This is a genomic window from Neobacillus niacini (genome assembly GCF_030817695.1).
Lineage (GTDB): Bacteria > Bacillota > Bacilli > Bacillales > Cytobacillaceae > Neobacillus > Neobacillus niacini_F.
In genome coordinates this window covers 4,149,133-4,171,642 of sequence record NZ_JAUSZQ010000002.1, presented here as the reverse complement: position 1 = coordinate 4,171,642, position 22,510 = coordinate 4,149,133, and the positions used below count along the sequence as shown (strand labels likewise).

Genomic DNA, 22,510 nt, shown 5'->3' with positions numbered 1-22,510 from the left:
AATGACGAATAAAAAGAAAAATGTACGTGAAGCAGCGGTGGAATTACTCGAAAACATTGAAAAGAACCAATCATACAGTAACTTGCTGTTGAATAGTACCATTGAGAAAAACAACATTCCCTCAATTGATATTGGTTTACTAACAGAATTAACATATGGAACATTACAAAGAAGGATGGCATTAGACTTCTTTCTAAAGCCCTTTATTAAAAATAGCAAAAAGTTGGAAAGCTGGGTGCATCAGCTATTAAGGATTACCCTCTATCAAATGGTATACCTTGATAAAATTCCCGATAGAGCGGCCATATTTGAAGCAGTCGAAATTGCTAAAAAGCGAGGTCACAAAGGGATTGCTGGAATGGTGAATGGTGTACTGAGAAGTATTCAGCGTGAGGGACTTCCATCGTTTGAAGGGGTTAGTGATCCAATTGAAAAAATATCAATTGAAACGAGCCACCCAGAATGGCTTGTTAAGAGGTGGGTTGACCAATTTGGATATGAAAGAACGAAAGAAATGTGTGAGGTCAACTTAACGGCACCACTGCAAACAGCTAGAGTAAATCTAACAAAGACGACCGTCCGAGAAGTGATTGAGGATCTTGATGAGGAAGGCTTTCTTGTGGAAAAAAGTCCTGTTATTCCTGAAGCTATTAGAGCATTGAGAGGGAATTTGGCGTTTTCAAGGGCATTTAAAAAAGGCATGATTACCATACAGGATGAAAGTTCAATGCTCGCAGCCTATGCACTAGCTCCAAATGAAAACGAATTGATTTTGGATGCCTGTGCCGCTCCTGGCGGGAAAACTACTCATATTGCAGAAACAATGAAATTAACTGGTGGAGTAATCTCGCTCGATTTACATGAACATAAAGTAAAATTAATTAATGAAAATGCTAAACGTTTAGGTTTGGGCAATATAAGGACAATAACAATGGATTCACGCAAGGCAGGAGAACAGTTTCAAGAGGAATATTTTGATAGAATCCTTCTCGATGCCCCGTGCTCAGGACTGGGTGTTATGAGAAGAAAACCTGACATGAAATATACCAAAAAAGAACAAGATCTTTATCAATTAAGTACCATTCAACAAAATTTATTAAACTCTGTCTCACCTTTAGTGAAAAAAGGTGGAATTCTTGTCTACAGTACGTGTACAGTAGATAAGGAAGAAAATGAAGGGACTGTCTTGAAGTTTTTACAAGAACATCCTGAATTTGAGATAGATACTTCATTAAAAGAACGAATGCCTGAGGCAATCCAACCCCTGGTAACAGAAGGATTTTTACAAATACTTCCCCAGGATATTGGCTCCGACGGTTTCTTTATCGCATGCTTAAGAAAGAAGGTGTAACAGTTGGAACAACTAAATACAACTGAGAACAATACAACATTGGACATGAAAAAAACTTCTATTTATTCCCTGCAGCTTCATGAACTCAAGGAATGGCTGACAAATAATGGTGAAAAGCCTTTCCGGGCAGAACAAATCTATGACTGGCTATACAAAAAAAGAATAACTTCGTTTGAAGATATGAATAATTTATCAAAAAGCCTACGTGATAAGCTTTCTGACAATTTTCAAATCACAACATTAAAAACGGTAATAAAACAATCCTCTTCTGACGGTACCATTAAATTTCTGTTTGAATTGCACGATGGATACTCAATTGAGACTGTTTTAATGCGGCATGATTACGGGAATTCTGTGTGTGTAACAACGCAAGTTGGCTGCCGGATTGGCTGTACCTTCTGTGCTTCAACACTTGGAGGACTAAAGCGTCATTTAGAAGCTGGTGAAATTGTTGCTCAGGTTGTAACGGTACAGCAAGCTCTTGACGAAACAGACGAGCGTGTGAGCTCTGTAGTGATTATGGGAATTGGTGAACCCTTCGACAATTATGATAATATGATGTCATTTCTTAAAATCATTAATCATGATAAAGGATTGATGATTGGTGCACGTCATATAACAGTATCCACTAGTGGTATTGTTCCAAAGATTTATCAATTTGCAGATGAAAATATGCAGATAAATTTTGCAATTTCACTTCATGCGCCTAACACTGAATTAAGATCTCGGTTAATGCCTATCAACAGAGCATATAAACTAGATGACTTAATGAAATCTGTACGGTATTATATCGATAAGACGGGACGCCGGATTAGTTTTGAATACGGACTTTTTGGCGGTGTTAACGATTCTGTTGAACATGCAGAAGAATTAGCATCCTTATTAAAAGGTCTAAAATGCCATGTTAATCTAATTCCTGTTAACTATGTTCCTGAGAGGGACTATGTACGGACCCCTAAGGATAAAATCTTCGCATTTGAAAAAACACTCAAAAATCGCGGTATTAATGTAACCATTCGCCGGGAGCAAGGTCACGACATTGACGCAGCATGTGGACAACTTCGTGCAAAGGAGCGAAAAGAAGAGACGAGGTGACAGCGTTGAGAGCTGTGTATAAGACGGATGTAGGGAGAATTCGAAAGAATAACGAAGATAGTGTTGGTATATTTTTAAATCGAGACGGGCAGCGCCTTGCCATCGTAGCAGATGGTATGGGCGGTCACCGGGCTGGTGACGTGGCAAGTAACATGACAATAACCTCTTTAAAGGAGATGTGGGAGGAATCCCAAGGGATTCAAACTGCAGAACAAGCGGAAGAATGGTTAAAATCAAGAATTATTCAAGTGAATAGAGTGTTATTTGACCATTCACTCAACCATGATGAATGTGATGGAATGGGTACAACCATTGAAGCTGTAATTACTACACATCTATTTGCTACAATTGCACATGTCGGAGACAGTCGTAGTTATATATTAAATGAATCGGGATTTCAGCAATTGACTGAAGATCATACTTTAGTTAATGAATTAGTTCGCACAGGGCAAATATCTAAAGAGGATGCCGAACATCATCCAAGAAAGAATGTTATCATGAGGGCTCTTGGAACTGAGCCGAATGTAAACATAGACATTAAAACCATTACTTTTGAAGAAGGGGACAACCTTTTATTATGCTCTGACGGACTTTCGAACAAAGTACGTGAAGGGGAAATGGCTGAAATTCTTAAGAACGATTTTGACTTAGAGGAAAAAGCAACTATGCTTATTTCTATCGCAAATGAGCGTGGCGGCGAGGATAACATTTCAGTGGCGATTGTAGAGTTTTCTGATACCGGCGAGGGTGATTTATAATGTTGATTGGAAAACGTTTAAGCGGTCGATATAAAGTCTTAGAAATGATTGGCGGCGGCGGGATGGCAAATGTCTATTTAGCCCACGACATGATTCTAGACCGTGATGTTGCCGTGAAAATGCTCCGTCTTGATTTTGCCAATGATGATGAATTTATTCGCAGGTTTCGCAGGGAAGCACAATCGGCGACAAGTTTAGCTCACCCAAGTATTGTAAGTATTTATGATGTGGGAGAAGAGAATGATCTTTATTTTATTGTAATGGAATATGTTGAAGGTCAAACGCTTAAACAATACATACAACAGAATTCACCATTACAAGTTGCCGAAACAATTGATATTATGAAACAATTAACATCTGCTATTTCTCATGCTCATCAAAACCATATTATCCACAGGGATATTAAGCCGCAAAATATTCTTGTTGACCGTTTTGGAAATGTGAAAATAACTGATTTCGGCATTGCGATGGCGTTAAGTGCAACTAGTATTACCCAAACAAATTCTGTTTTGGGTTCTGTTCACTATTTATCACCTGAACAAGCACGCGGGGGCATGGCAAATAGAAAATCAGATATTTATTCCCTCGGAATCGTCATGTTTGAATTATTAACAGGAAGACTGCCCTTTTCTGGTGAATCTGCAGTTTCCATTGCCTTAAAGCATTTACAATCAGAAACTCCTTCCGTAAGAAGGTGGAATCCGAACGTTCCACAAAGTGTTGAAAATATCGTGTTAAAGGCGACTGCTAAGGACTCCTTTCATCGGTATAACAGTGTAGATGAAATGGAGGACGATTTAAGAACGGCACTCGATTCTAACAGGCTAAATGAAGCCAAATTTGTTATTCCTATCGATGATGAAGCAACGAAAGCAATCCCAGTGATCACGAACGAACGACCATTTCAAAATCTTGATGAAACTTTAATCCATAGTCAGGATAAAAACAATGGAAATATTGCTCCTGCAAATAATGGTAAAGAACAGAAAAAACGTAAAAAGTGGCCTTTTATATTAATTTCTACTTTTATCATATTAGCCTTAATAGGGCTATTTACTATCACACTACTACCTAAATTAATAGCACCTAAAGATATCGCTATCCCTGATGTAAGTGGTTTGGAATTAGATGAGGCGATTGCAAAAATTGAAGCTGCCGGTCTTCAGGTGGATGAAGAAATTGAGAGCCCGCATGATGAAATAGAAGAAGGAAAGGTAATAAAAACCAATCCCGAAGAAGGAATCACCGTAAAGGAAGATTCACCAATCACTATATATATCAGTATTGGAAAAGAGAAATTTGAATTATCGGATTATACAGATCGCAAATATGATGATGTAATTCGATTATTGGAAAATAAGAATTTTAGGGATATTGAAAAAACTGAGGTCTTTGATGATAGTGAACCGGGTACAATCCTAAGTCAAAACCCTGGAAGCGGTGAGGAAGTGGTCCCTGAAGAAACGGTTTTAGAATTTGAGGTTAGCAAGGGACCGGAAAAAATTGTCCTAAAAGACTTAAAACTATCAAATACTAAAGGTGCACAGGATTACGTTGATTCTGTCGGTCTTACTCTCGACGCTTCTGAGGAGAGATATGACGATACCATTCCTGCTGGTAATATCATATCTCAGTCACCTGAGCCTGGAACTCAGATGAAAAAAGGTGATACGGTTTCGGTCGTTATTTCAAAAGGTAAGGAAGAGAAACCACATATAACTGTACCAATTGATATAACCATTGAATATACAGGTACCCAGCCAAATCAAGAACAAAAGGTTCTCATTTACATTCAAGATGCAAATCGCAGTATGACAACTCCAGCGGAAACCTTTACGATAACAGCAACAAGAAAAATGACAATTGAGCTCTTAGTTCCATATGAAGGCGAAGCTGGATATAAAGTTATAAGAGATAGTACGGTAGTTGCGGATGAGCCAGTTAAATATCCAGAATCTTAAATCGTAAAAATATAATGCGAAGAAAAGGCAAGGAGTGTGGCTATGCCTGAAGGGAAAATTGTAAAAGCATTAAGTGGTTTTTACTACGTAATTCATGATGGAGTAATGATTCAATGTCGGGGAAGAGGGGTTTTTCGAAAAAACAAGATTACTCCACTAGTCGGCGATGAAGTTATTTTTCAGGCCGAGAATGAACGCGATGGTTATATTATGGAAGTGAAGGAAAGGAAGAATGAACTGGTTCGTCCGCCTATTGCGAATGTCGATCAGGCCATTCTCGTCTTTTCCGCTGTCGAACCTGAATTTAGTACCGTTCTATTGGACCGTTTTCTTGTCCTTGTGGAATATAATCATATTAAACCTTTGATTTGCATTACAAAGATGGATTTGACAAATGACAACGAAAAGCAGGCCATTAATGAATATGCTGATCATTACAGAAACATTGGTTATGAAGTATTACTTACTTCATCCGAAACAGAAGCAGGTATTGAAGGTTTAACTCCACATGTCGAAGATAAAATATCAGTTTTTGCTGGTCAATCAGGCGTCGGAAAATCCTCACTTTTAAATGTCTTACGACCTGATCTTGAACTAAAAACCAACGATATTTCCTCACATTTAGGCAGAGGAAAGCACACCACCCGGCATGTTGAGTTAATTCGTATCGGTAATGGCCTTATTGCTGATACACCAGGATTCAGTTCTTTGGAATTCACCGATATTGAGGCCGAGGAGTTAACACATTGCTTTCCGGAGATGGCACGAGAAAGTGAACATTGTAAATTTCGAGCCTGTTTACATATTAGTGAGCCTAAATGTGCAGTGAAAGCAGCCGTTGAATCAGGGTCCATTACTCATTATCGCTATCAACATTATGTTGATTTCCTTCAAGAAATAAAAGATAGAAAGCCGAGGTATTAAAATGCTTAAAATTGCACCTTCCATCCTTTCTGCTGATTTCTCCAAATTAGGTGAAGAAATCGTTGCAGTTGAAAAGGCTGGAGCAGACTATATCCATGTAGATGTAATGGATGGACATTTCGTTCCCAACATTACGATAGGACCATTGATTGTGGAAGCAATTCGTCCCGTTACAAAGCTTCCGCTGGATGTACATCTAATGATTGATAACCCTGATCAATATATCGAAGCCTTTGCTAAAGCTGGAGCAGATTATATTACTGTACATGTTGAAGCTTGCCGGCACCTTCATCGGACAATTCATCATATAAAATCATTTGGGATTAAAGCAGGAGTAGTGTTGAATCCGGCGACTCCTGTTCATACAATACAGCATATTTTAAGAGATATTGATATGGTGTTGTTAATGTCCGTTAATCCGGGGTTCGGCGGTCAAAAATTCATACCTGAAGTCCTTCCTAAAATTAAACAAGTAAAGGAAATGGCAGACTCAATAGGAAAAGAACTTGAAATTGAAATAGATGGCGGAGTAAATCCTGAAACTGCAAAACTGTGTGTAGAAGCAGGGGCTAATGTTCTTGTTGCTGGATCTGCTATTTACGATCAAGAGGACTACGCAGCAGCCATCTCATTAATAAGAGGATAAATGGTAAAAAGCCGGCTTAAATGCTGGCTTTTTTCGTAGCAAAAAAGGGGGTTACTATATGAATATAAATATATTAGCAGGTGGTCCTGAAGAATTTCTTCCCAATTTACATGAATATTATAGTGATAATGATATTTGGGTTGGCGTCGATCGAGGGGTATATACTCTTATTAATAAGAAGATTACACCAGCACTTGCTTTTGGAGACTTCGATTCTGTTTCTAAAGAAGAATTGCTGGTAATTGAAGGTCATGTAAAGGAAATGAAAAGGTATGAGCCCGAAAAAAATGAAACAGATATGGAGCTCGCTTTAAATTGGGCCGTAAAACAAGAGCCTGTTTTAATTCGGATTTTTGGAGCCACTGGAGGGAGATTAGACCATTTCCTAGCGAATGTACACTTATTGGTTAAGCCCGTATTGGAAAAAAATCATATTAACATTGTTCTTATTGATAATCAAAATATTTTATCATTAAAAGGACCGGGAAGTTATAAAATTGAAATGAGGGTAGATAAAAAGTATATTTCTTTTGTTCCTCTAACCCTTGAAGTAAAAGGTCTCACTCTTCGTGGCTTTAAATATCCGTTAAAAAACCGTCATATTTCCATCGGCTCTACACTATGTATTAGTAATGAACTTATTAGTGATCATGGTACTTTTTCATTTTCGGAAGGCATATTATTAGTGATAAGAAGTAACGATTAAATTGCTTATTTTAGAGGTACTGATTTCGTCCGTTTGAATAAAATAGTAAGGGCGTACGAGAGAAGTTAGATGTGTGAGATGGTGAGGAGGGACATTATGAAGTTTTATACAATTAAACTGCCAAAGTTTTTAGGTGGACTTGTCCGAGCGATGATTGGTGCATTTAAAAAGAATGAATAGAGAATTTGTTTAAGCACCTATTTTATGGGTGCTTTTTTATTTTGAGGAAATATGGGAAAGATAGTAAGAAAGGGCACCCTTATGAAGGATGCCCTGACATATTAAACGCGTTCTACTTTACCAGATCTTAACGCTCTTGTAGAAACCCAAACACGCTTAGGCTTTCCATCAACAAGAATACGTACTTTTTGTAGGTTAGCACCCCATGTACGCTTGTTAGCGTTCATAGCGTGAGAACGTGCGTTACCAGTTGTAGTTTTCTTTCCAGTTACAACACATTTACGTGGCATAATGATTCCCTCCTTAATACCCAAAGCTTTATACAGCATTTACGTTATTGTCTAAAGATACTTTAATAATTTATCATACAACCAGTTTGAATGCAAGAGTGATTACGAAACGTTTCAAGAAAAATACCTTGACATGCATCTTTAGTGTTTGTAAATACTATTAGAAGAAAGTATCGCTTTTAAATTTTTCTTGACTATAGTAAAATGGCTTTAGTCAAGGTAGTGTCCTAAATATTGTTGTTAAAATCTTAAAGGCCGATTTTAACGCTTAAATATTTATTTTGCGCTTTAGAATTTAGTATGCAAGCTCTTTTTTAAAGAGCCTAGTCAAGGAGCAATTTCCAAAAGGGGGAACGATTCATGTCCATCGAATTAAAAACTAAGTTCGGACAAATTGATATTTCAAATGAGGTAATCGCCACCATCGCTGGAGGTGCCGCTATCGATTGTTATGGAATTGTCGGTATGGCATCAAAGAGCCAAATAAAAGACGGACTTACAGAAATTTTAAGAAAAGAAAATTTTACTCGTGGAGTTATTGTTCGCCAAGAGAATGAAGAAGTACATATTGATATGTATATAATTGTCAGCTATGGAACAAAGATTTCCGAGGTTGCTCATAACGTGCAATCAAAGGTGAAATACACACTTGATAAGACCGTTGGACTTGCCGTTGACTCGGTAAATATTTACGTTCAGGGAGTTCGTGTGACGAACCCGTAAGTGGTGTAACGAACCGCAAGTAGAGGAGGAAAGTTTGTGTCTATTACAGCTTTAGATGGAAAACGTTTTGCAGAAATGGTGATTCAAGGTGCGAATCATTTAGGTGCCAACGCAAAAATGGTCGATGCATTAAACGTTTTTCCTGTGCCCGACGGTGATACTGGAACGAATATGAATTTATCAATGACCTCAGGGGCAAAGGAAGTAAAAAATAATGTTCAGGAACATATTGGTAAAGTAGGGGTGGCTCTATCAAAGGGCCTGCTTATGGGTGCAAGGGGCAACTCCGGGGTTATCCTTTCCCAATTATTTCGTGGATTTTCAAAAGCAATTGAAACCAAAGCAGCCATCTCTGGAAAAGAATTTGCAGCAGCGTTAGAATCCGGGGTTGAAACTGCCTATAAAGCAGTAATGAAGCCGGTAGAGGGAACGATCTTAACCGTTGCAAAGGATTCTGCCAAAAGAGGTCTACAAGCTTCCCAAAAATCAAACGATATCATAGTGATTATGGAAGAAGTTTTAAAAGAAGCGAAGGCATCGCTTAAGCGTACACCAGATCTGCTTCCAGTTCTAAAAGAAGTTGGAGTGGTTGATAGCGGTGGACAAGGGCTGGTGTTTGTTTATGAAGGATTTCTTGCTGAACTAAAAGGTGAGAAGCTGCCGGATTCGCCTGAAGCCTATCCGTCAATGGACGAAATGGTCAGTGCGGAACACCATAAAAGTGTTCAAGGTCATATCAATACAGAAGATATTGTATTTGGCTATTGTACAGAATTTATGGTGAAGTTTGAAGATGATAAGCTGGCAAAGCATCCATTCGATGAACAGGTTTACCGGAATGATCTTAGTAAGTTTGGTGATTCTTTACTAGTTATTGCAGATGACGAGGTTGTAAAGGTACATATTCATTCTGAACAGCCTGGTGATTGCCTTAGCTACGGACAGAGGTATGGAAGCTTAATCAATATTAAAATTGAAAACATGAGGCAGCAGCATTCCAATATTGTTGGAGAGTTGCACACTCCATTGGTTTCCGATAAACCTCAAGCTCCTAAAGAACAACAGGAGTATGGAATTGTAACGGTATCAATGGGTTCCGGGATTGCTGAATTATTCAAAAGTATCGGGGCACATGCAGTAATTGAAGGCGGACAAACGATGAATCCGAGTACAGAGGATATTGTTAAAGCCGTTAAAGAAGTGAATGCAAAAAAGGTATTTATTCTCCCAAATAATAAGAATATTATTATGGCTGCGCAGCAAGCGGCAGATGTATCTGATGAAGAAATCTATGTAATTCCGTCAAAAACAGTCCCTCAAGGATTATCTGCACTTTTAGCATTTAATCCAGCGGGAGATGTAAAAGCAAATGAAGCGGCGATGACAGGTGCTATGCAGCATGTGAAGACGGGACAAATTACTTTTGCAGTTCGTGATACCCAAATCGACGGTTTAGAAATTGAAAAAGATGATTTCATGGGAATTGCAGAAGGCAAGATTATTGTGAAAAACAAAGATAAAGGAAAATCTGCGGAAGATTTACTTACTGCGATGGTGGATGAGGATTCGGAAATTTTAACCATTATTTACGGTGAAGACGTAACCGAGGATGAGGTAAATGCCTTAACAGCGTTTGTAGAAGCGAACTTCGAAGACGTAGAAGTCGAACTTCATAATGGAAAACAACCATTATATTCATTTATCTTTGCAATTGAATAAGTGATAAAATTAGAAGGGGAAACCCTTCTTTTTTCTTTTTAGGCTCTTTTCTTAAACTTTTTGTTTTTTTGTAACGAAATATAATAAGAAAAGAGCTTGCAAACTAAATTCTAAAGCGCAAAATAGATTTTCCACGTTAAAATCGGCTTTAAGATTTTAACAACAATCTTTTAGAAATCAGCCTTTTTCTGTGTTATAAATATAAATGGATAACCAAATTAGATTTATTTGTCCTAGGGGGAGAAGACGGATGAAATATAGAAGCGTGTTTGACATAATTGGACCCGTTATGATTGGGCCATCTAGCTCGCATACTGCTGGCGCTGCCAGAATTGGCAGAGTTGCAAGAAGTTTATTTGGCAGAGAACCAAAATGGGCAAATATCTCTTTATACGGTTCGTTTGCTAAGACGTATAAAGGGCATGGTACAGATGTTGCGATTATTGGTGGTTTGTTAGATTTTGATACCGATGACGTTAGAATAATAAATGCAATTGATATAGCGAAAGAACGGGGAATTAAACTTCGATTTATAGAAGAAGAAGCCATTACGGATCATCCCAACACAGCTAGAGTCATCATTGGCGATGATAAAGGTGAATTAGAGCTAGTCGGAATCTCAATTGGCGGCGGTAAAATTGAAATAACTGAGTTAAATGGTTTTGAATTGAAATTATCAGGAAACCATCCAGCTATTTTAGTCGTTCATAATGATCGTTTTGGTGCGATTGCAAGTGTCTCAAATGTACTGGCAAAATACCAAATCAATATTGGTCATATGGAAGTATCTAGAAAAGAAGTTGGTAAGCTTGCCCTTATGACTATTGAAGTTGACCAAAATATCGAAAATAAAATCCTTCAAGAACTTGAAGAATTACCCAATATATTAAAAGTAACTAAGATTGTAGATTAGCTAGAAGCGACCTCGAGGGGCTAGGCGCTGGAGCTAGACAAATACCATATTTACAACAAGGGGGAAGGCAATTGTTTCGAAATGTCGCAGAGTTAGTTGAGCTTGCTGTCAGTAAAAATAAAAAAATCTCAGAGATTATGATCGAGCAAGAAATGGAAGTCACTGGTCGCACCAGGGAAGAAGTGCTGGCTTTTATGGATCGTAATTTAAGGGTTATGGAAGAAGCGGTTGAGCGCGGTATTAAGGGAGTAAAATCCCATTCAGGTTTAACTGGTGGCGATGCCGTTCTTTTACAAAAATATATTGAAAAAGGAAATTTCTTATCCGGTAAAACTGTCCTTGATGCAGTTAGCAAAGCTGTAGCGACGAATGAAGTCAATGCAGCAATGGGTACCATTTGTGCTACACCAACTGCCGGGTCAGCCGGAGTTGTACCTGGTACACTATTTGCAGTAAGAGAAAAACTAAATCCGACCCGAGAAGAAATGGTGGCATTTCTTTTTACAGCAGGCGCTTTTGGTTTTGTTGTTGCGAACAATGCTTCGATTTCAGGTGCAGCAGGTGGATGCCAAGCGGAGGTTGGTTCGGCCTCGGGAATGGCTGCAGCCGCCATCGTTGAAATGGCAGGCGGGACTCCAGAGCAATGTGCAGAAGCAATGGCTATCACCTTAAAAAATATGCTTGGTCTTGTCTGTGATCCTGTTGCCGGTCTAGTCGAAGTACCATGTGTAAAAAGAAATGCAATGGGTGCAGCCAATGCGATGGTAGCTGCTGACATGGCTTTAGCGGGTATAACCAGTAGAATACCATGTGATGAAGTCATTGATGCCATGTATAAAATAGGACTATCAATGCCGACCGCATTAAAAGAAACAGCACAGGGAGGGTTGGCGGCAACTCCGACAGGTCGTGAACTCGAAGCTAAGATCTTCGGTATTCCGCGCGTGTAACGTGAATCATTATCTTAAACAATCAGTAACAGTATTAAAAGGTATTGGGGAAGAAACAGCTGAGAGTTTAGCAGAAATGAAAATCTTTACGGTTTTAGATTTATTAGAGTATTTCCCATATCGTTATGAAGATTATCGGCTTCGTGAACTCTCAGAGGTAAAGCATGATGAAAAGATTACAGTAGAAGGGAAGGTTCATAGTGAGCCTTCTCTTACATATTATGGCCGGAAGAAATCTAAGCTGATGATTAGAATGTTCGTCGGACAATATTTAATAAAGGTTGTGTTTTTTAATCAGCCTTATTTAAAGACAAAAATAATCATGAATGAAACCATTACTGTTACGGGTAAATGGGACGCCCACCGACAAACGATTACTGCTAATGAAATGCAGGTTGGACAAAATGCAAAAACAATAGATTTCGAGCCAGTTTACTCACTTAAAGGGAAAATCACAACTAAGGGTATGCGCAAATTTATTTCGATTGCATTTCAACAATTCGGCCAATATATCGAGGAAAGTTTACCGTTATCTCTCGTGAAAAAGTATCGCTTGTTAGACCGCAATGACGCTCTGAAAGCGATGCATTTTCCAGTTAATCAGGAGGACGTAAAACAGGCCCGCCGCCGTTTAGTGTATGAGGAGTTTCTGTTATTTCAGTTAAAAATGCAGGCATTACGGAAATTTGAACGAGAGCATTCACCTGGAATTGAGCAAAATTATCTAGAAACGAAGGTAGAGAAGTTTATTCAATCATTGCCTTTCCCCTTGACCAATGCACAGAATCGTGTTGTATCGGAAATTCTTGACGACCTAAAATCCTCTATTAGAATGAACCGACTGCTGCAAGGAGATGTTGGTTCTGGGAAAACGGTGGTGGCAGCCATTGGATTATATGCAAGTGTAACGGCTGGCTATCAAGGGGCATTAATGGTACCAACGGAAATTCTAGCAGAACAGCATGCGGAGTCGCTTAATAGTTTATTAGAACCCTTTGGTATTAGGTGTGAATTATTAACAAGTTCTGTTAAAGGTAAAAGAAGAAGAGAAATTCTTCAAGATGTATCAGAAGGGAAAGTAGATATTTTAATAGGGACACATGCCCTTATACAAGACGAGGTTATATTCAAAAAACTAGGGTTCGTCATAACGGACGAACAGCATCGCTTTGGGGTTGAACAACGGAGGGTTTTACGGGAAAAAGGAGAAAATCCTGATGTCCTGTTTATGACTGCTACACCGATACCAAGAACGCTTGCTATAACCGTTTTTGGTGAGATGGATGTGTCTATTATTGATGAAATGCCCGCTGGCAGAAAAGCGATAGAAACTTACTGGGCAAAACCGGAAATGTTAGGACGAGTCCTTACTTTTGTAGAAAAGGAATTGGTAAAGGGTCATCAGGCCTATGTAATTTGCCCGTTGATTGAAGAATCGGACAAGCTGGATGTCCAGAACGCAATTGACGTTCATACCACGTTATCACATCACTTTCAAAGTCGCTATAAGGTTGGACTTATGCATGGGCGGTTAAGCTCAGAAGAAAAAGATAGCATTATGAAGGCTTTTAGTACAAATGAGGTACAGGTATTAGTTTCAACCACGGTAGTAGAAGTAGGTGTGAATGTTCCGAATGCTACGATGATGGTCATCTATGATGCAGAAAGATTCGGACTTTCCCAGCTCCATCAGCTTCGCGGAAGGGTAGGGCGAGGCAGTAACCAATCTTATTGTATTTTATTAGCTGATCCAAAGTCAGAAGTGGGTCAGGAGAGAATGCGTATCATGACTGAAACAAATGACGGCTTCGTTTTAAGTGAAAAGGATCTAGAATTACGGGGACCAGGAGACTTCTTTGGAAAAAAACAAAGCGGTGTCCCAGAATTTAAGCTTGCAGACATGGTACATGATTACCGCACACTAGAAACCGCAAGAAATGACGCAGCAATAATGATTCAATCAAAAACCTTCTGGACAAGAAAAGAATACCAATACCTAAGAAACCAGCTAGAAGCAACCGGTGTACTAGAAGGAGAAAAACTGGATTAATTATATAAAATGAACTTGGAGCAGACTGCTTGAATAAAAACTTATTCTTGCAATCTGCTTTTTCTAATTTTATACTACTATTAGTACCTAGTCATAATAGCTCGGACGGTGTATGATATGAAGAGAACAAAAAAAGAACGACAACAAATGCTAAAAGAAACCATTAAGGAAAATCCTTTTATAACCGATGAAGACCTTGCAGAAAAATTTCAAGTTAGTGTCCAAACGATACGCCTTGACCGCCTGGAATTATCAATTCCTGAACTACGGGAAAGGATAAAGTATGTCGCCGAGAAAAAATTTGAAGATGAGGTCCGGTCTTTACCACTTGAAGAAGTAATTGGTGAAATAATTGATATGGAACTCGATCAAAGTGCGATTTCCATATTTGATGTTAGAGAAGAGCATGTTTTCATTCGGAATAAGATTGCTCGTGGGCACCATGTTTTCGCCCAGGCAAACTCACTAGCAGTAGCGGTAATAAATGATGAGTTGGCGTTAACAGCAAAAGCAAATATTCAATTTAAGCGTTCTGTCAAACAAGGTGAACGGGTGATTGCCAAAGCAAAAGTTTTAAAAATAGACGATGGCCTTGGCAGGACAATAGTTGAAGTAATAAGTTATGTTAATAACGAACTTGTTTTTAAAGGCGAATTCGAAATGTACCGTTCAGAAAAAATCAAAGGATGAGAAAAAATGAAAATAGCTATCGATGCAATGGGCGGCGACCATGCTCCTAAAGAAATCGTAATCGGTGCAATGAAAGCTGTAGAAGCATTTTCAGATATACATATAACCCTAGTTGGGGATGAAATCAAAATTAAAGAATACTTAACCAACCAAGAACGAATAACGATTTTACATACATCCGAGATAATCCTTGGTACAGACGAACCTGTTAGGGCTGTCCGTCGCAAGAAAACTGCCTCAATGGTACTTGCAGCACAGCAAGTGGCTGATGGAAACGCAGACGCGTGCATATCAGCAGGAAATACAGGAGCATTAATGGCTGCTGGATTATTTGTAGTTGGCAGGATTGAGGGCATTGAACGTCCAGCACTTACACCTACTTTACCAACCATTGGCGGTGAGGGGTTCCTATTATTGGATGTTGGCGCAAATGTAGACGCCAAGCCGGAGCATTTGCTGCAATATGCGATCATGGGGTCTATTTATAGTGAAAAGGTAAGAGGGATAACTAATCCGCGAGTAGGTCTTCTTAATATCGGAACAGAAGAAAAGAAAGGGACCGAACTAACAAAACAAGCATTTGAACTTTTAAAGTCAGCTAACCTTAACTTTGTAGGCAATGTGGAGGCTAGGGATCTTCTTGATGGCGCAGCTGATGTTGTTGTGACGGACGGATTTACTGGTAACATGGTGTTGAAAACCGTTGAGGGTACTGCACTGTCCATGTTTAAAATGTTGAAAACAACGTTAATGAGCAGTCTCAAAAGTAAACTAGCTGCAGCCGTATTAAAGCCTGAATTCAAAACTTTAAAAAATACATTGGACTATTCTGAGTATGGCGGTGCGGGGCTATTTGGTTTAAAGGCGCCCGTAATTAAAGCACATGGATCCTCTAACGGACAAGCTGTATTCAGTGCAATCCGTCAAACCAGGGAAATGGTCGAAAAAGATGTAGTCGGACTGATTAAAAAGACAATTGAAGATAAAAAGACATCTAAAATACAAGTGTAAGAAGGGGTGCGGAAATGGGAAAAATCGCGTTTGTATTTCCAGGGCAGGGCTCACAAACAGTTGGTATGGGGCAACAGCTTGCTGAACAGTATCCTGAGGTCATGCAATATTTCAACAAAGCTGACGAAAAACTTTCAACTGAATTAAGTAAGCTAATTTTTGAGGGACCTCAAGAAGAGTTGACAAAAACGGTAAATACACAGCCAGCACTATTAACAACAAGCTTAGCCATTCTCGAAAGATTTAACAAAGCAGCAATCAAGCCTGATTATGTGGCTGGACATAGTCTTGGTGAATATACAGCGCTTGTAGCAGCGGGTGCATTAACCTTTGAAGATGGTGTCTATGCTGTAAGAAAAAGAGGGGAATTTATGGAAGGAGCCGTTCCAAACGGTGAAGGTTCAATGGCAGCTATTTTAGGGCTTGACCGTGAACCCCTTTCTAACGTAATAGCTGAAATTAGTGAATCTGGCTTCCCGGTTTCCCTTGCAAACCTGAACTGTCCGGGTCAAATTGTTATCTCGGGTTCTCGAAAAGGTGTAGAGCTTGCAAGTGCAAAAGCAAAAGAAGCCGGTGCAAAAAGAGCGATTCCTTTAGAGGTCAGCGGACCATTCCATTCCTCACTAATGAAGCCTGCAGCAGGCCAATTACGAGAGGTTTTAAATGGAATCGATATGAAAGATGCGCAGATTCCTGTAATCGCGAATGTTTCAGCAAATCCAATGACAAAGGCAGAAGAAATTAAGGAAAATTTAATTGAACAGCTTTATTCACCTGTTTTGTGGGAAGATTCTGTTGTGAAGATGATTGATTCAGGTGTAGACACGTTTATTGAAATTGGCCCTGGCAAGGTGCTTTCTGGGTTAATTAAAAAAATAAACCGTAGTGTTAAAACATATTCGATCTCGGATGAGGAAAGCTGCCAATCTGTTATCGAGGCTTTGAAGGAGGAAAATCTATGACACTAGAAGGCAAAGTTGCCCTAGTAACCGGAGCATCAAGAGGTATAGGTAGGGAAATTGCCCTTGAGCTAGCAAGACAGGGAGCCAATGTCGCTGTGAATTATGCTGGCAGTGAAGGTAAAGCGAATGAAGTGGTGGATGAAATAAAAGCAATCGGTAAAGAGGCATTTGCGATTAAATGTGACGTTTCCAATAGTGAAGAAGTTGCGGCAATGGTTAAAGAAACCGTAGAACGTTTTGGTAAATTGGATATACTTGTCAATAATGCTGGTATTACAAAAGACAATCTATTAATGAGAATGAAAGAAGACGAATGGGATGATGTAATTAATATCAATCTCAAAGGTGTGTTTCTCTGTACAAAAGCTGTAACCCGCCAAATGATGAAACAGCGTGTCGGCCGTATTATTAACATTACCTCTGTTGTTGGTGTAAGTGGAAATCCAGGTCAGGCAAACTATGTTGCTGCAAAATCAGGCGTTATTGGTTTAACAAAAACGACGGCAAAAGAACTGGCTTCCCGTAATATTACTGTAAACGCGATTGCACCAGGCTTTATTACAACCGATATGACAGATAAATTATCGGATGAGGTAAAAGGTGAGATGTTAAAACAAATTCCGCTAGCCCGTTTAGGAGAGCCTAAAGACATTGCTAAAATGACAGCTTTCTTGGCATCCGATGACGCTTCATACATTACAGGGCAGACTCTTCATATCAATGGCGGCATGGTTATGTAATTTTTTATTAAAGTGTGTGTATTATTTTATTGATATACTTTATAATAGCTTGAGGGGAGGTGAACTAGAATGGCAGAGGTATTAGAGCGTGTAACAAAAATCATCGTTGACCGTTTAGGCGTAGATGAGTCACAAGTTAAACTTGAAGCTTCATTCAAAGATGATCTTGGTGCTGATTCCCTTGACGTAGTTGAACTAGTTATGGAATTAGAAGATGAATTTGATATGGAAATTTCTGACGATGATGCTGAAAAAATCAGCACAGTTGGTGATGCTGTTAATTACATAAATAGCAAGAATTAATTCGTTGGATTTCTTCAAAAGCTCCGTTTTCAAACGGAGCTTCTTTCTGTATTATAGAACTTGGCAAATTGAAAAAATACTGCCAGGTTTCTTTGCGTTTTGATTTAATTTTACTTAAACTATTGATAGGTATGTGTAAAAAATATGCAAGGTGGAGACTTTAATGCGCAGAAAAGGTAAGGAAAAAGAAATGAACAATCGCGCAAAAGAAAATCAATTTAAGGATTTTCAGGAGAAGATCGGTATTCATTTTGAAAATGAAAAACTATTAAAACAAGCTTTTACTCATTCATCCTATGTGAATGAGCATCGCAGAAAGCCTTATGAAGATAATGAAAGGCTTGAATTTTTAGGGGATGCTGTACTAGAACTTACGGTTTCAAAATTCCTGTTTCTAAAATATCCAATGATGAGTGAAGGTGAACTGACAAAGCTTCGTGCTGCTATCGTGTGTGAGCCTTCACTTGTAACCTTGGCGAACGAACTGAGCTTCGGCAAGTTGATTTTGTTAGGTAAGGGTGAAGAAATGACGGGGGGCAGGGAGCGCCCAGCACTGTTAGCGGATGTATTTGAAGCATTCATTGGTGCGCTTTACTTGGATAAAGGACTTGAGGTAGTAAACGAATTTCTAGCTAAAGTGGTTTTCCCTAAAATTAATGACGGTGCTTTTTCTCATGTGATGGATTTCAAGAGCCAGCTTCAAGAACTAATTCAAAGAGATGGCACCGGTTTAATTGAATATAAGGTATTAATTGAAAAGGGCCCTGCCCACAGTAAAGAATTTGTTTCAAGAGTATCTTTAAATGGGGAAGAATTAGGTATCGGTACGGGTAAATCAAAAAAAGAAGCAGAACAGCATGCCGCCCAAATGGCACTGGAGGTCTTAAAGGCTAAAACATCATAGTTAAACAACCATAGAATGCTAAGGAAAGGTTCCGGCCAAAGCCCTAGGGAGGAAAAGGATATGTTTTTAAAACGGTTGGACATCATTGGTTTTAAATCTTTTGCAGAGCGTATTGGGGTGGATTTTGTTCAAGGAGTCACTGCTGTAGTTGGTCCTAACGGAAGTGGGAAAAGTAACATAACAGATGCCATCCGCTGGGTTTTAGGCGAGCAGTCTGCTAAATCACTTAGAGGCTCTAAAATGGAGGATATCATTTTTGCGGGAAGTGATTCAAGAAAACCGTTAAATTATGCGGAAGTGACCTTAACACTGGATAATCAGGACGAAGGATTAGCCATTGATTACAATGAAGTTAGTGTTACAAGAAGGGTCACCCGTGCAGGAGATAGTGAATATTTAATTAATAAGCAGCCGTGCAGACTTAAAGATATTATTGATTTGTTTATGGATTCTGGTCTTGGCCGAGAAGCTTTCTCCATTATCAGCCAAGGCAAAGTCGAAGAAATACTCAACAGTAAGGCGGAAGACCGAAGAACCATTTTTGAAGAAGCTGCTGGCGTTTTAAAATATAAAAATCGCAAGAAAAAGGCAGAAGCTAAATTAGTAGAAACACAAGATAATTTAAATCGAGTGAATGATATTCTCTATGAACTCGAAGGACAAGTAGAACCTTTGAAGATTCAGGCTTCCTTGGCAAAAGATTATTTAGAGAAAAAGGAAGAACTTGAACAAATTGAGGTAGCCCTTACAGTTTATGATATTGAAGATTTACATCTAAAGTGGACTCATCTATCAGAGCAGCTAGCAGAACATCAGCAAGAAGAAATTAAGCTTTCGGCCCAGCTGCAGGTAAAGGAAGCAAAAATTGAAGAAACAAGGGACCACATAGCTGCGCTTGATGAGTCGATTACCGATTTGCAAAACGTTCTACTTCATGCAAGTGAAGAACTAGAAAAGTTAGAAGGCAGGAAAGATGTTTTAAAAGAACGCAAGAAAAATGCCTCTCAAAATAGAGCACAGCTTGAAAAAAGTATTGCCGAACTTACAGATAAAATCTCACATTTAAAACGTAACAAGGAAAATCAAGCCGACCTAGTTGATAAACTGACTGATCAGGTGAATACCCTTCAATCTCAGTTAAAAGACAAACAGGGGAAATTGGCTTTATTTACTGAAAATATTGAAGAGAAAATTGAAACCTTAAAGAGTGAATATATTGAGCTTTTAAATGATCAGGCTGGTGCAAAAAATGAGCTTAAGTATATTGATCAGCAGCTAGAACAGCAGGAAACAAAGAGCTCACGTCTTGACTCTGAAAATGTTAAGTTCCTTGAGGAAAGACAAATAGCTCATAATAAAATGTTGCAGGTTCAAACAGCATTAGAAGAGGTCCAAAAGAGTCTTTCCAATCAAGTGACGAGTTTTAGAGAGAAGCAGCGTAAGCTTGAAAATGTACAAAACAACTATCAAAAGCAAGAAAAGACCTTATATCAGGCTTATCAAATTCTTCAACAGGCGAAATCAAGAAAAGAAATGCTCGAGGAAATGGAAGAAGATTATTCTGGATTTTTCCAAGGCGTAAAAGAAGTATTGAAGGCAAGGGGAAAAAAGTTGCATGGCATTGAAGGAGCTGTCGCTGAGCTCGTAACAGTGCCAAAGGAATATGGGACAGCACTTGAAACAGCGTTAGGCGGTGCCTTGCAGCACATCGTAGTCGATACCGAACAAAATGCTCGAATAGCCATCCAATTTTTGAAACAAAATTCATTCGGACGAGCCACCTTTCTGCCTTTAAGCGTTATTAAAGGCAGATTGTTGTCATCCTCACAACTTTCATCTATTCAAAACCATCCTTCATTGGTAGGCAGCGCAGTAGATCTAGTAAGCTTTGATCCTAAATACTCTGAGGTGATAAGTAACCTTCTAGGGAATGTTGTCATTACGAAAGATTTAAAGGGTGCGAACGAACTGGCAAAAATCCTCCAGTATCGTTGTAGAATGGTTACTCTGGATGGAGATATTGTGAACCCAGGCGGTTCGATGACTGGCGGTGCTCAAAAGCAAAAAACAAGTTCGTTATTGACCAGAAAAGGCGAGCTTGAAGAGTTGAAAGAAAAACTTATCATCATGAGTGAGAAAACTTCAAGTTTAGAAAGTCATGTAAAGGCATTAAAAGAGGATGTTAAAACACATGAACTTGAGCTTGAGACAATGCGAAGGTTTGGTGAAGAATTAAGACAACAGGAGCAAACATTAAAAGGTGACCTCCGTGAGGCTGAGTTCGAAGCAAAAAATATTAATGACCGCTTGAAAATCTATGACCTTGAAAAAGGCCAATTGGCTGAGGAACAAAAAACGATAGTTACCAGGAAAGCTGAACTCAAGGAAGCTATTGACAGCTACAAAGAAAAGATCGCTTTCCTTGATGTTCAAATTGCTAAACTTACAGAACAAAAAACGAATGATATCTCATCAAAAGAAACATTGACCAAGGAAATAACCGATTTAAAAGTAGAATTTGCTGCCAAAAATGAGCAATTTGTAAATGCAAGAGAACGTTTGGCTATGATTGTTGAAGAATTAAACGAGAGTCAAGGGAGATTTACGCTTTATAAAGAGGACCTTATGCTGCTGACATCGGAAATGGAGGGAAGCACTTCCGGTGAAGAACAGTTAGAGGCTGCTGCAAAACGGAAGCAGCAGGACAAGGAAGAAACGATTTCGCTTATATCTTCAAGAAGGCAGGAACGGCTCCAAATGCATGCGGCACTTGAAGATGCGGAAATTGAAGCGAAAGAAATAAAGAGACTTCACAAAGGAATGGTTGAAGTTTTAAAGGATGAAGAAGTAAAAATTAACCGCTTGGATGTGGAACTTGAAACAAAACTTGCACATCTTAGAGAGGAATATTTACTCTCTTTTGAGGGAGCGAAAGAGCAGTATCCACTAGGGTTACCAGTAGAAGAAGCTAGGAAAAAAGTGAAACTGATTAAGCTGGCAATCGATGAACTTGGCAGTGTTAATATTGGAGCCATTGAAGAATACGAGCGAGTTTCGGAACGATATGAATTTTTAAATGAGCAAAAGAACGACCTCCAAGAGGCAAAGGATACACTCTATCAGGTCATTGACGAAATGGATACGGAAATGAAAAAACGTTTTGAACAGACGTTTTATGGAATTCGTGAGCAATTTGAACCTGTATTCAGGGCTTTATTTGGCGGCGGAAGGGCAGATTTAAGACTTACTCATCCAGACGATTTATTAAATACGGGTGTAGAAATTGTCGCACAGCCTCCAGGTAAGAAGCTGCAAAACCTTGGGTTATTATCAGGAGGAGAACGAGCATTAACAGCAATTGCACTGCTATTTTCCATTTTAAAAGTTCGTCCTGTTCCGTTTTGTATCTTGGATGAGGTAGAAGCAGCATTAGATGAGGCAAACGTTTTTCGTTTTAGTCAATATTTGAAGAGATTTAGTTCTGAAACACAGTTTATTGTTATCACACACAGAAAAGGTACAATGGAAGAAGCGGATGTTTTATATGGTATAACAATGCAGGAATCAGGTGTCTCAAAGCTCGTTTCGGTCCGCCTTGAGGATACAAAGGAGCTTGTTGAAACTTAAATCTAGG

The 22,510-nt window shown here is 39.0% G+C and carries 21 protein-coding genes; 20 read left to right on the top strand and 1 reads right to left on the bottom strand.

The window, feature by feature from the left end; all coding sequences use genetic code 11:
* Position 1 precedes the first annotated feature (1 nt).
* The 8 genes from rsmB (at position 2) to spoVM (ending at position 7,621) form a co-directional block, all read left to right on the top strand.
* Positions 2-1,351, top strand: coding sequence for a 16S rRNA (cytosine(967)-C(5))-methyltransferase RsmB (gene rsmB / locus QFZ28_RS20900; protein WP_307196431.1), 1,350 nt, complete (start codon positions 2-4; stop codon positions 1,349-1,351).
* A 3-nt stretch (positions 1,352-1,354) separates the two neighbouring features.
* Positions 1,355-2,446: a 23S rRNA (adenine(2503)-C(2))-methyltransferase RlmN gene (gene rlmN / locus QFZ28_RS20895; protein WP_373428095.1), complete on the top strand. Its 1,092-nt coding sequence runs from the start codon at positions 1,355-1,357 to the stop codon at positions 2,444-2,446.
* Between the two features lie 5 nt (positions 2,447-2,451).
* Positions 2,452-3,204, top strand: a complete 753-nt coding sequence (locus QFZ28_RS20890; protein ID WP_307196430.1) for a Stp1/IreP family PP2C-type Ser/Thr phosphatase — start codon at positions 2,452-2,454, stop codon at positions 3,202-3,204.
* A complete protein-coding gene (pknB, locus tag QFZ28_RS20885; RefSeq protein ID WP_307196429.1) occupies positions 3,204-5,165 on the top strand; it encodes a Stk1 family PASTA domain-containing Ser/Thr kinase in 1,962 nt (653 codons plus the stop codon). The genes QFZ28_RS20890 and pknB overlap by 1 nt, the downstream gene beginning before the upstream one ends.
* Positions 5,166-5,207: 42 nt before the next feature.
* Entirely contained in the window at positions 5,208-6,089 is an 882-nt protein-coding gene (rsgA, locus tag QFZ28_RS20880; protein WP_307196428.1) for a ribosome small subunit-dependent GTPase A, read from the top strand.
* Position 6,090: 1 nt separating this feature from the next.
* Complete coding sequence (rpe, locus tag QFZ28_RS20875; RefSeq protein ID WP_307196427.1) at positions 6,091-6,735, top strand: ribulose-phosphate 3-epimerase; 645 nt, start codon at positions 6,091-6,093, stop codon at positions 6,733-6,735.
* Between the two features lie 58 nt (positions 6,736-6,793).
* A complete protein-coding gene (locus QFZ28_RS20870; RefSeq protein WP_307196426.1) occupies positions 6,794-7,441 on the top strand; it encodes a thiamine diphosphokinase in 648 nt (215 codons plus the stop codon).
* Positions 7,442-7,537: 96 nt separating this feature from the next.
* Entirely contained in the window at positions 7,538-7,621 is an 84-nt protein-coding gene (gene spoVM, locus QFZ28_RS20865) for a stage V sporulation protein SpoVM (protein ID WP_035445740.1), read from the top strand.
* A gap of 101 nt (positions 7,622-7,722) precedes the next feature.
* On the opposite strand, the gene rpmB is transcribed toward spoVM, so the two are convergent.
* Positions 7,723-7,911 (bottom strand): 50S ribosomal protein L28, encoded by a 189-nt coding sequence (rpmB, locus tag QFZ28_RS20860; protein ID WP_289340368.1) that lies wholly within the window; start codon positions 7,909-7,911, stop codon positions 7,723-7,725.
* A gap of 360 nt (positions 7,912-8,271) precedes the next feature.
* Between rpmB and QFZ28_RS20855 the strand changes: the two genes are divergently transcribed.
* The 12 genes from QFZ28_RS20855 (at position 8,272) to smc (ending at position 22,503) form a co-directional block, all read left to right on the top strand.
* Positions 8,272-8,634 carry an Asp23/Gls24 family envelope stress response protein gene (locus QFZ28_RS20855; protein WP_045515300.1) on the top strand — a complete coding sequence of 121 codons (363 nt, stop codon included), beginning with the start codon at positions 8,272-8,274 and terminating at the stop codon, positions 8,632-8,634.
* A 36-nt stretch (positions 8,635-8,670) separates the two neighbouring features.
* Positions 8,671-10,353 (top strand): DAK2 domain-containing protein, encoded by a 1,683-nt coding sequence (locus QFZ28_RS20850; RefSeq protein WP_307196425.1) that lies wholly within the window; start codon positions 8,671-8,673, stop codon positions 10,351-10,353.
* A gap of 250 nt (positions 10,354-10,603) precedes the next feature.
* Entirely contained in the window at positions 10,604-11,266 is a 663-nt protein-coding gene (gene sdaAB, locus QFZ28_RS20845) for an L-serine ammonia-lyase, iron-sulfur-dependent subunit beta (protein WP_307196424.1), read from the top strand.
* Positions 11,267-11,337: 71 nt separating this feature from the next.
* On the top strand, positions 11,338-12,216 hold the full coding sequence (sdaAA, locus tag QFZ28_RS20840) for an L-serine ammonia-lyase, iron-sulfur-dependent, subunit alpha (protein ID WP_307196423.1): 879 nt from the start codon (positions 11,338-11,340) through the stop codon (positions 12,214-12,216).
* A 1-nt stretch (position 12,217) separates the two neighbouring features.
* Positions 12,218-14,266, top strand: coding sequence for an ATP-dependent DNA helicase RecG (gene recG / locus QFZ28_RS20835; protein ID WP_307196422.1), 2,049 nt, complete (start codon positions 12,218-12,220; stop codon positions 14,264-14,266).
* A 117-nt stretch (positions 14,267-14,383) separates the two neighbouring features.
* Positions 14,384-14,956, top strand: coding sequence for a transcription factor FapR (gene fapR, locus QFZ28_RS20830; protein WP_307196421.1), 573 nt, complete (start codon positions 14,384-14,386; stop codon positions 14,954-14,956).
* Positions 14,957-14,962: 6 nt separating this feature from the next.
* Positions 14,963-15,967, top strand: a complete 1,005-nt coding sequence (gene plsX / locus QFZ28_RS20825) for a phosphate acyltransferase PlsX (protein ID WP_307196420.1) — start codon at positions 14,963-14,965, stop codon at positions 15,965-15,967.
* 14 nt (positions 15,968-15,981) lie between these two features.
* Entirely contained in the window at positions 15,982-16,929 is a 948-nt protein-coding gene (fabD, locus tag QFZ28_RS20820) for an ACP S-malonyltransferase (RefSeq protein WP_307196419.1), read from the top strand.
* Complete coding sequence (fabG, locus tag QFZ28_RS20815) at positions 16,926-17,669, top strand: 3-oxoacyl-[acyl-carrier-protein] reductase (RefSeq protein ID WP_307196418.1); 744 nt, start codon at positions 16,926-16,928, stop codon at positions 17,667-17,669. The genes fabD and fabG overlap by 4 nt, the downstream gene beginning before the upstream one ends.
* Before the next feature lie 69 nt (positions 17,670-17,738).
* Positions 17,739-17,972, top strand: a complete 234-nt coding sequence (gene acpP / locus QFZ28_RS20810) for an acyl carrier protein (RefSeq protein WP_307196417.1) — start codon at positions 17,739-17,741, stop codon at positions 17,970-17,972.
* 163 nt (positions 17,973-18,135) lie between these two features.
* Positions 18,136-18,876: a ribonuclease III gene (rnc, locus tag QFZ28_RS20805; RefSeq protein ID WP_307196416.1), complete on the top strand. Its 741-nt coding sequence runs from the start codon at positions 18,136-18,138 to the stop codon at positions 18,874-18,876.
* A 60-nt stretch (positions 18,877-18,936) separates the two neighbouring features.
* Positions 18,937-22,503: a chromosome segregation protein SMC gene (gene smc, locus QFZ28_RS20800; protein ID WP_307196415.1), complete on the top strand. Its 3,567-nt coding sequence runs from the start codon at positions 18,937-18,939 to the stop codon at positions 22,501-22,503.
* The last annotated feature ends 7 nt before the right edge of the window (positions 22,504-22,510 follow it).

What these genes read in the sequence shown, in the direction of transcription:
- rsmB (WP_307196431.1), top strand. Translation starts at nt 2, where the DNA reads ATGACGAATAAAAAGAAAAATGTACGTGAAGCAGCGGTGGAATTACTC.
- pknB (WP_307196429.1), top strand. Translation starts at nt 3,204, where the DNA reads ATGTTGATTGGAAAACGTTTAAGCGGTCGATATAAAGTCTTAGAAATG.
- rsgA (WP_307196428.1), top strand. Translation starts at nt 5,208, where the DNA reads ATGCCTGAAGGGAAAATTGTAAAAGCATTAAGTGGTTTTTACTACGTA.
- rpe (WP_307196427.1), top strand. Translation starts at nt 6,091, where the DNA reads ATGCTTAAAATTGCACCTTCCATCCTTTCTGCTGATTTCTCCAAATTA.
- QFZ28_RS20870 (WP_307196426.1), top strand. Translation starts at nt 6,794, where the DNA reads ATGAATATAAATATATTAGCAGGTGGTCCTGAAGAATTTCTTCCCAAT.
- spoVM (WP_035445740.1), top strand. Translation starts at nt 7,538, where the DNA reads ATGAAGTTTTATACAATTAAACTGCCAAAGTTTTTAGGTGGACTTGTC.
- rpmB (WP_289340368.1), bottom strand. Translation starts at nt 7,911, where the DNA reads ATGCCACGTAAATGTGTTGTAACTGGAAAGAAAACTACAACTGGTAAC.
- QFZ28_RS20855 (WP_045515300.1), top strand. Translation starts at nt 8,272, where the DNA reads ATGTCCATCGAATTAAAAACTAAGTTCGGACAAATTGATATTTCAAAT.
- sdaAB (WP_307196424.1), top strand. Translation starts at nt 10,604, where the DNA reads ATGAAATATAGAAGCGTGTTTGACATAATTGGACCCGTTATGATTGGG.
- fapR (WP_307196421.1), top strand. Translation starts at nt 14,384, where the DNA reads ATGAAGAGAACAAAAAAAGAACGACAACAAATGCTAAAAGAAACCATT.
- plsX (WP_307196420.1), top strand. Translation starts at nt 14,963, where the DNA reads ATGAAAATAGCTATCGATGCAATGGGCGGCGACCATGCTCCTAAAGAA.
- fabD (WP_307196419.1), top strand. Translation starts at nt 15,982, where the DNA reads ATGGGAAAAATCGCGTTTGTATTTCCAGGGCAGGGCTCACAAACAGTT.
- fabG (WP_307196418.1), top strand. Translation starts at nt 16,926, where the DNA reads ATGACACTAGAAGGCAAAGTTGCCCTAGTAACCGGAGCATCAAGAGGT.
- acpP (WP_307196417.1), top strand. Translation starts at nt 17,739, where the DNA reads ATGGCAGAGGTATTAGAGCGTGTAACAAAAATCATCGTTGACCGTTTA.
- rnc (WP_307196416.1), top strand. Translation starts at nt 18,136, where the DNA reads ATGCGCAGAAAAGGTAAGGAAAAAGAAATGAACAATCGCGCAAAAGAA.
- smc (WP_307196415.1), top strand. Translation starts at nt 18,937, where the DNA reads ATGTTTTTAAAACGGTTGGACATCATTGGTTTTAAATCTTTTGCAGAG.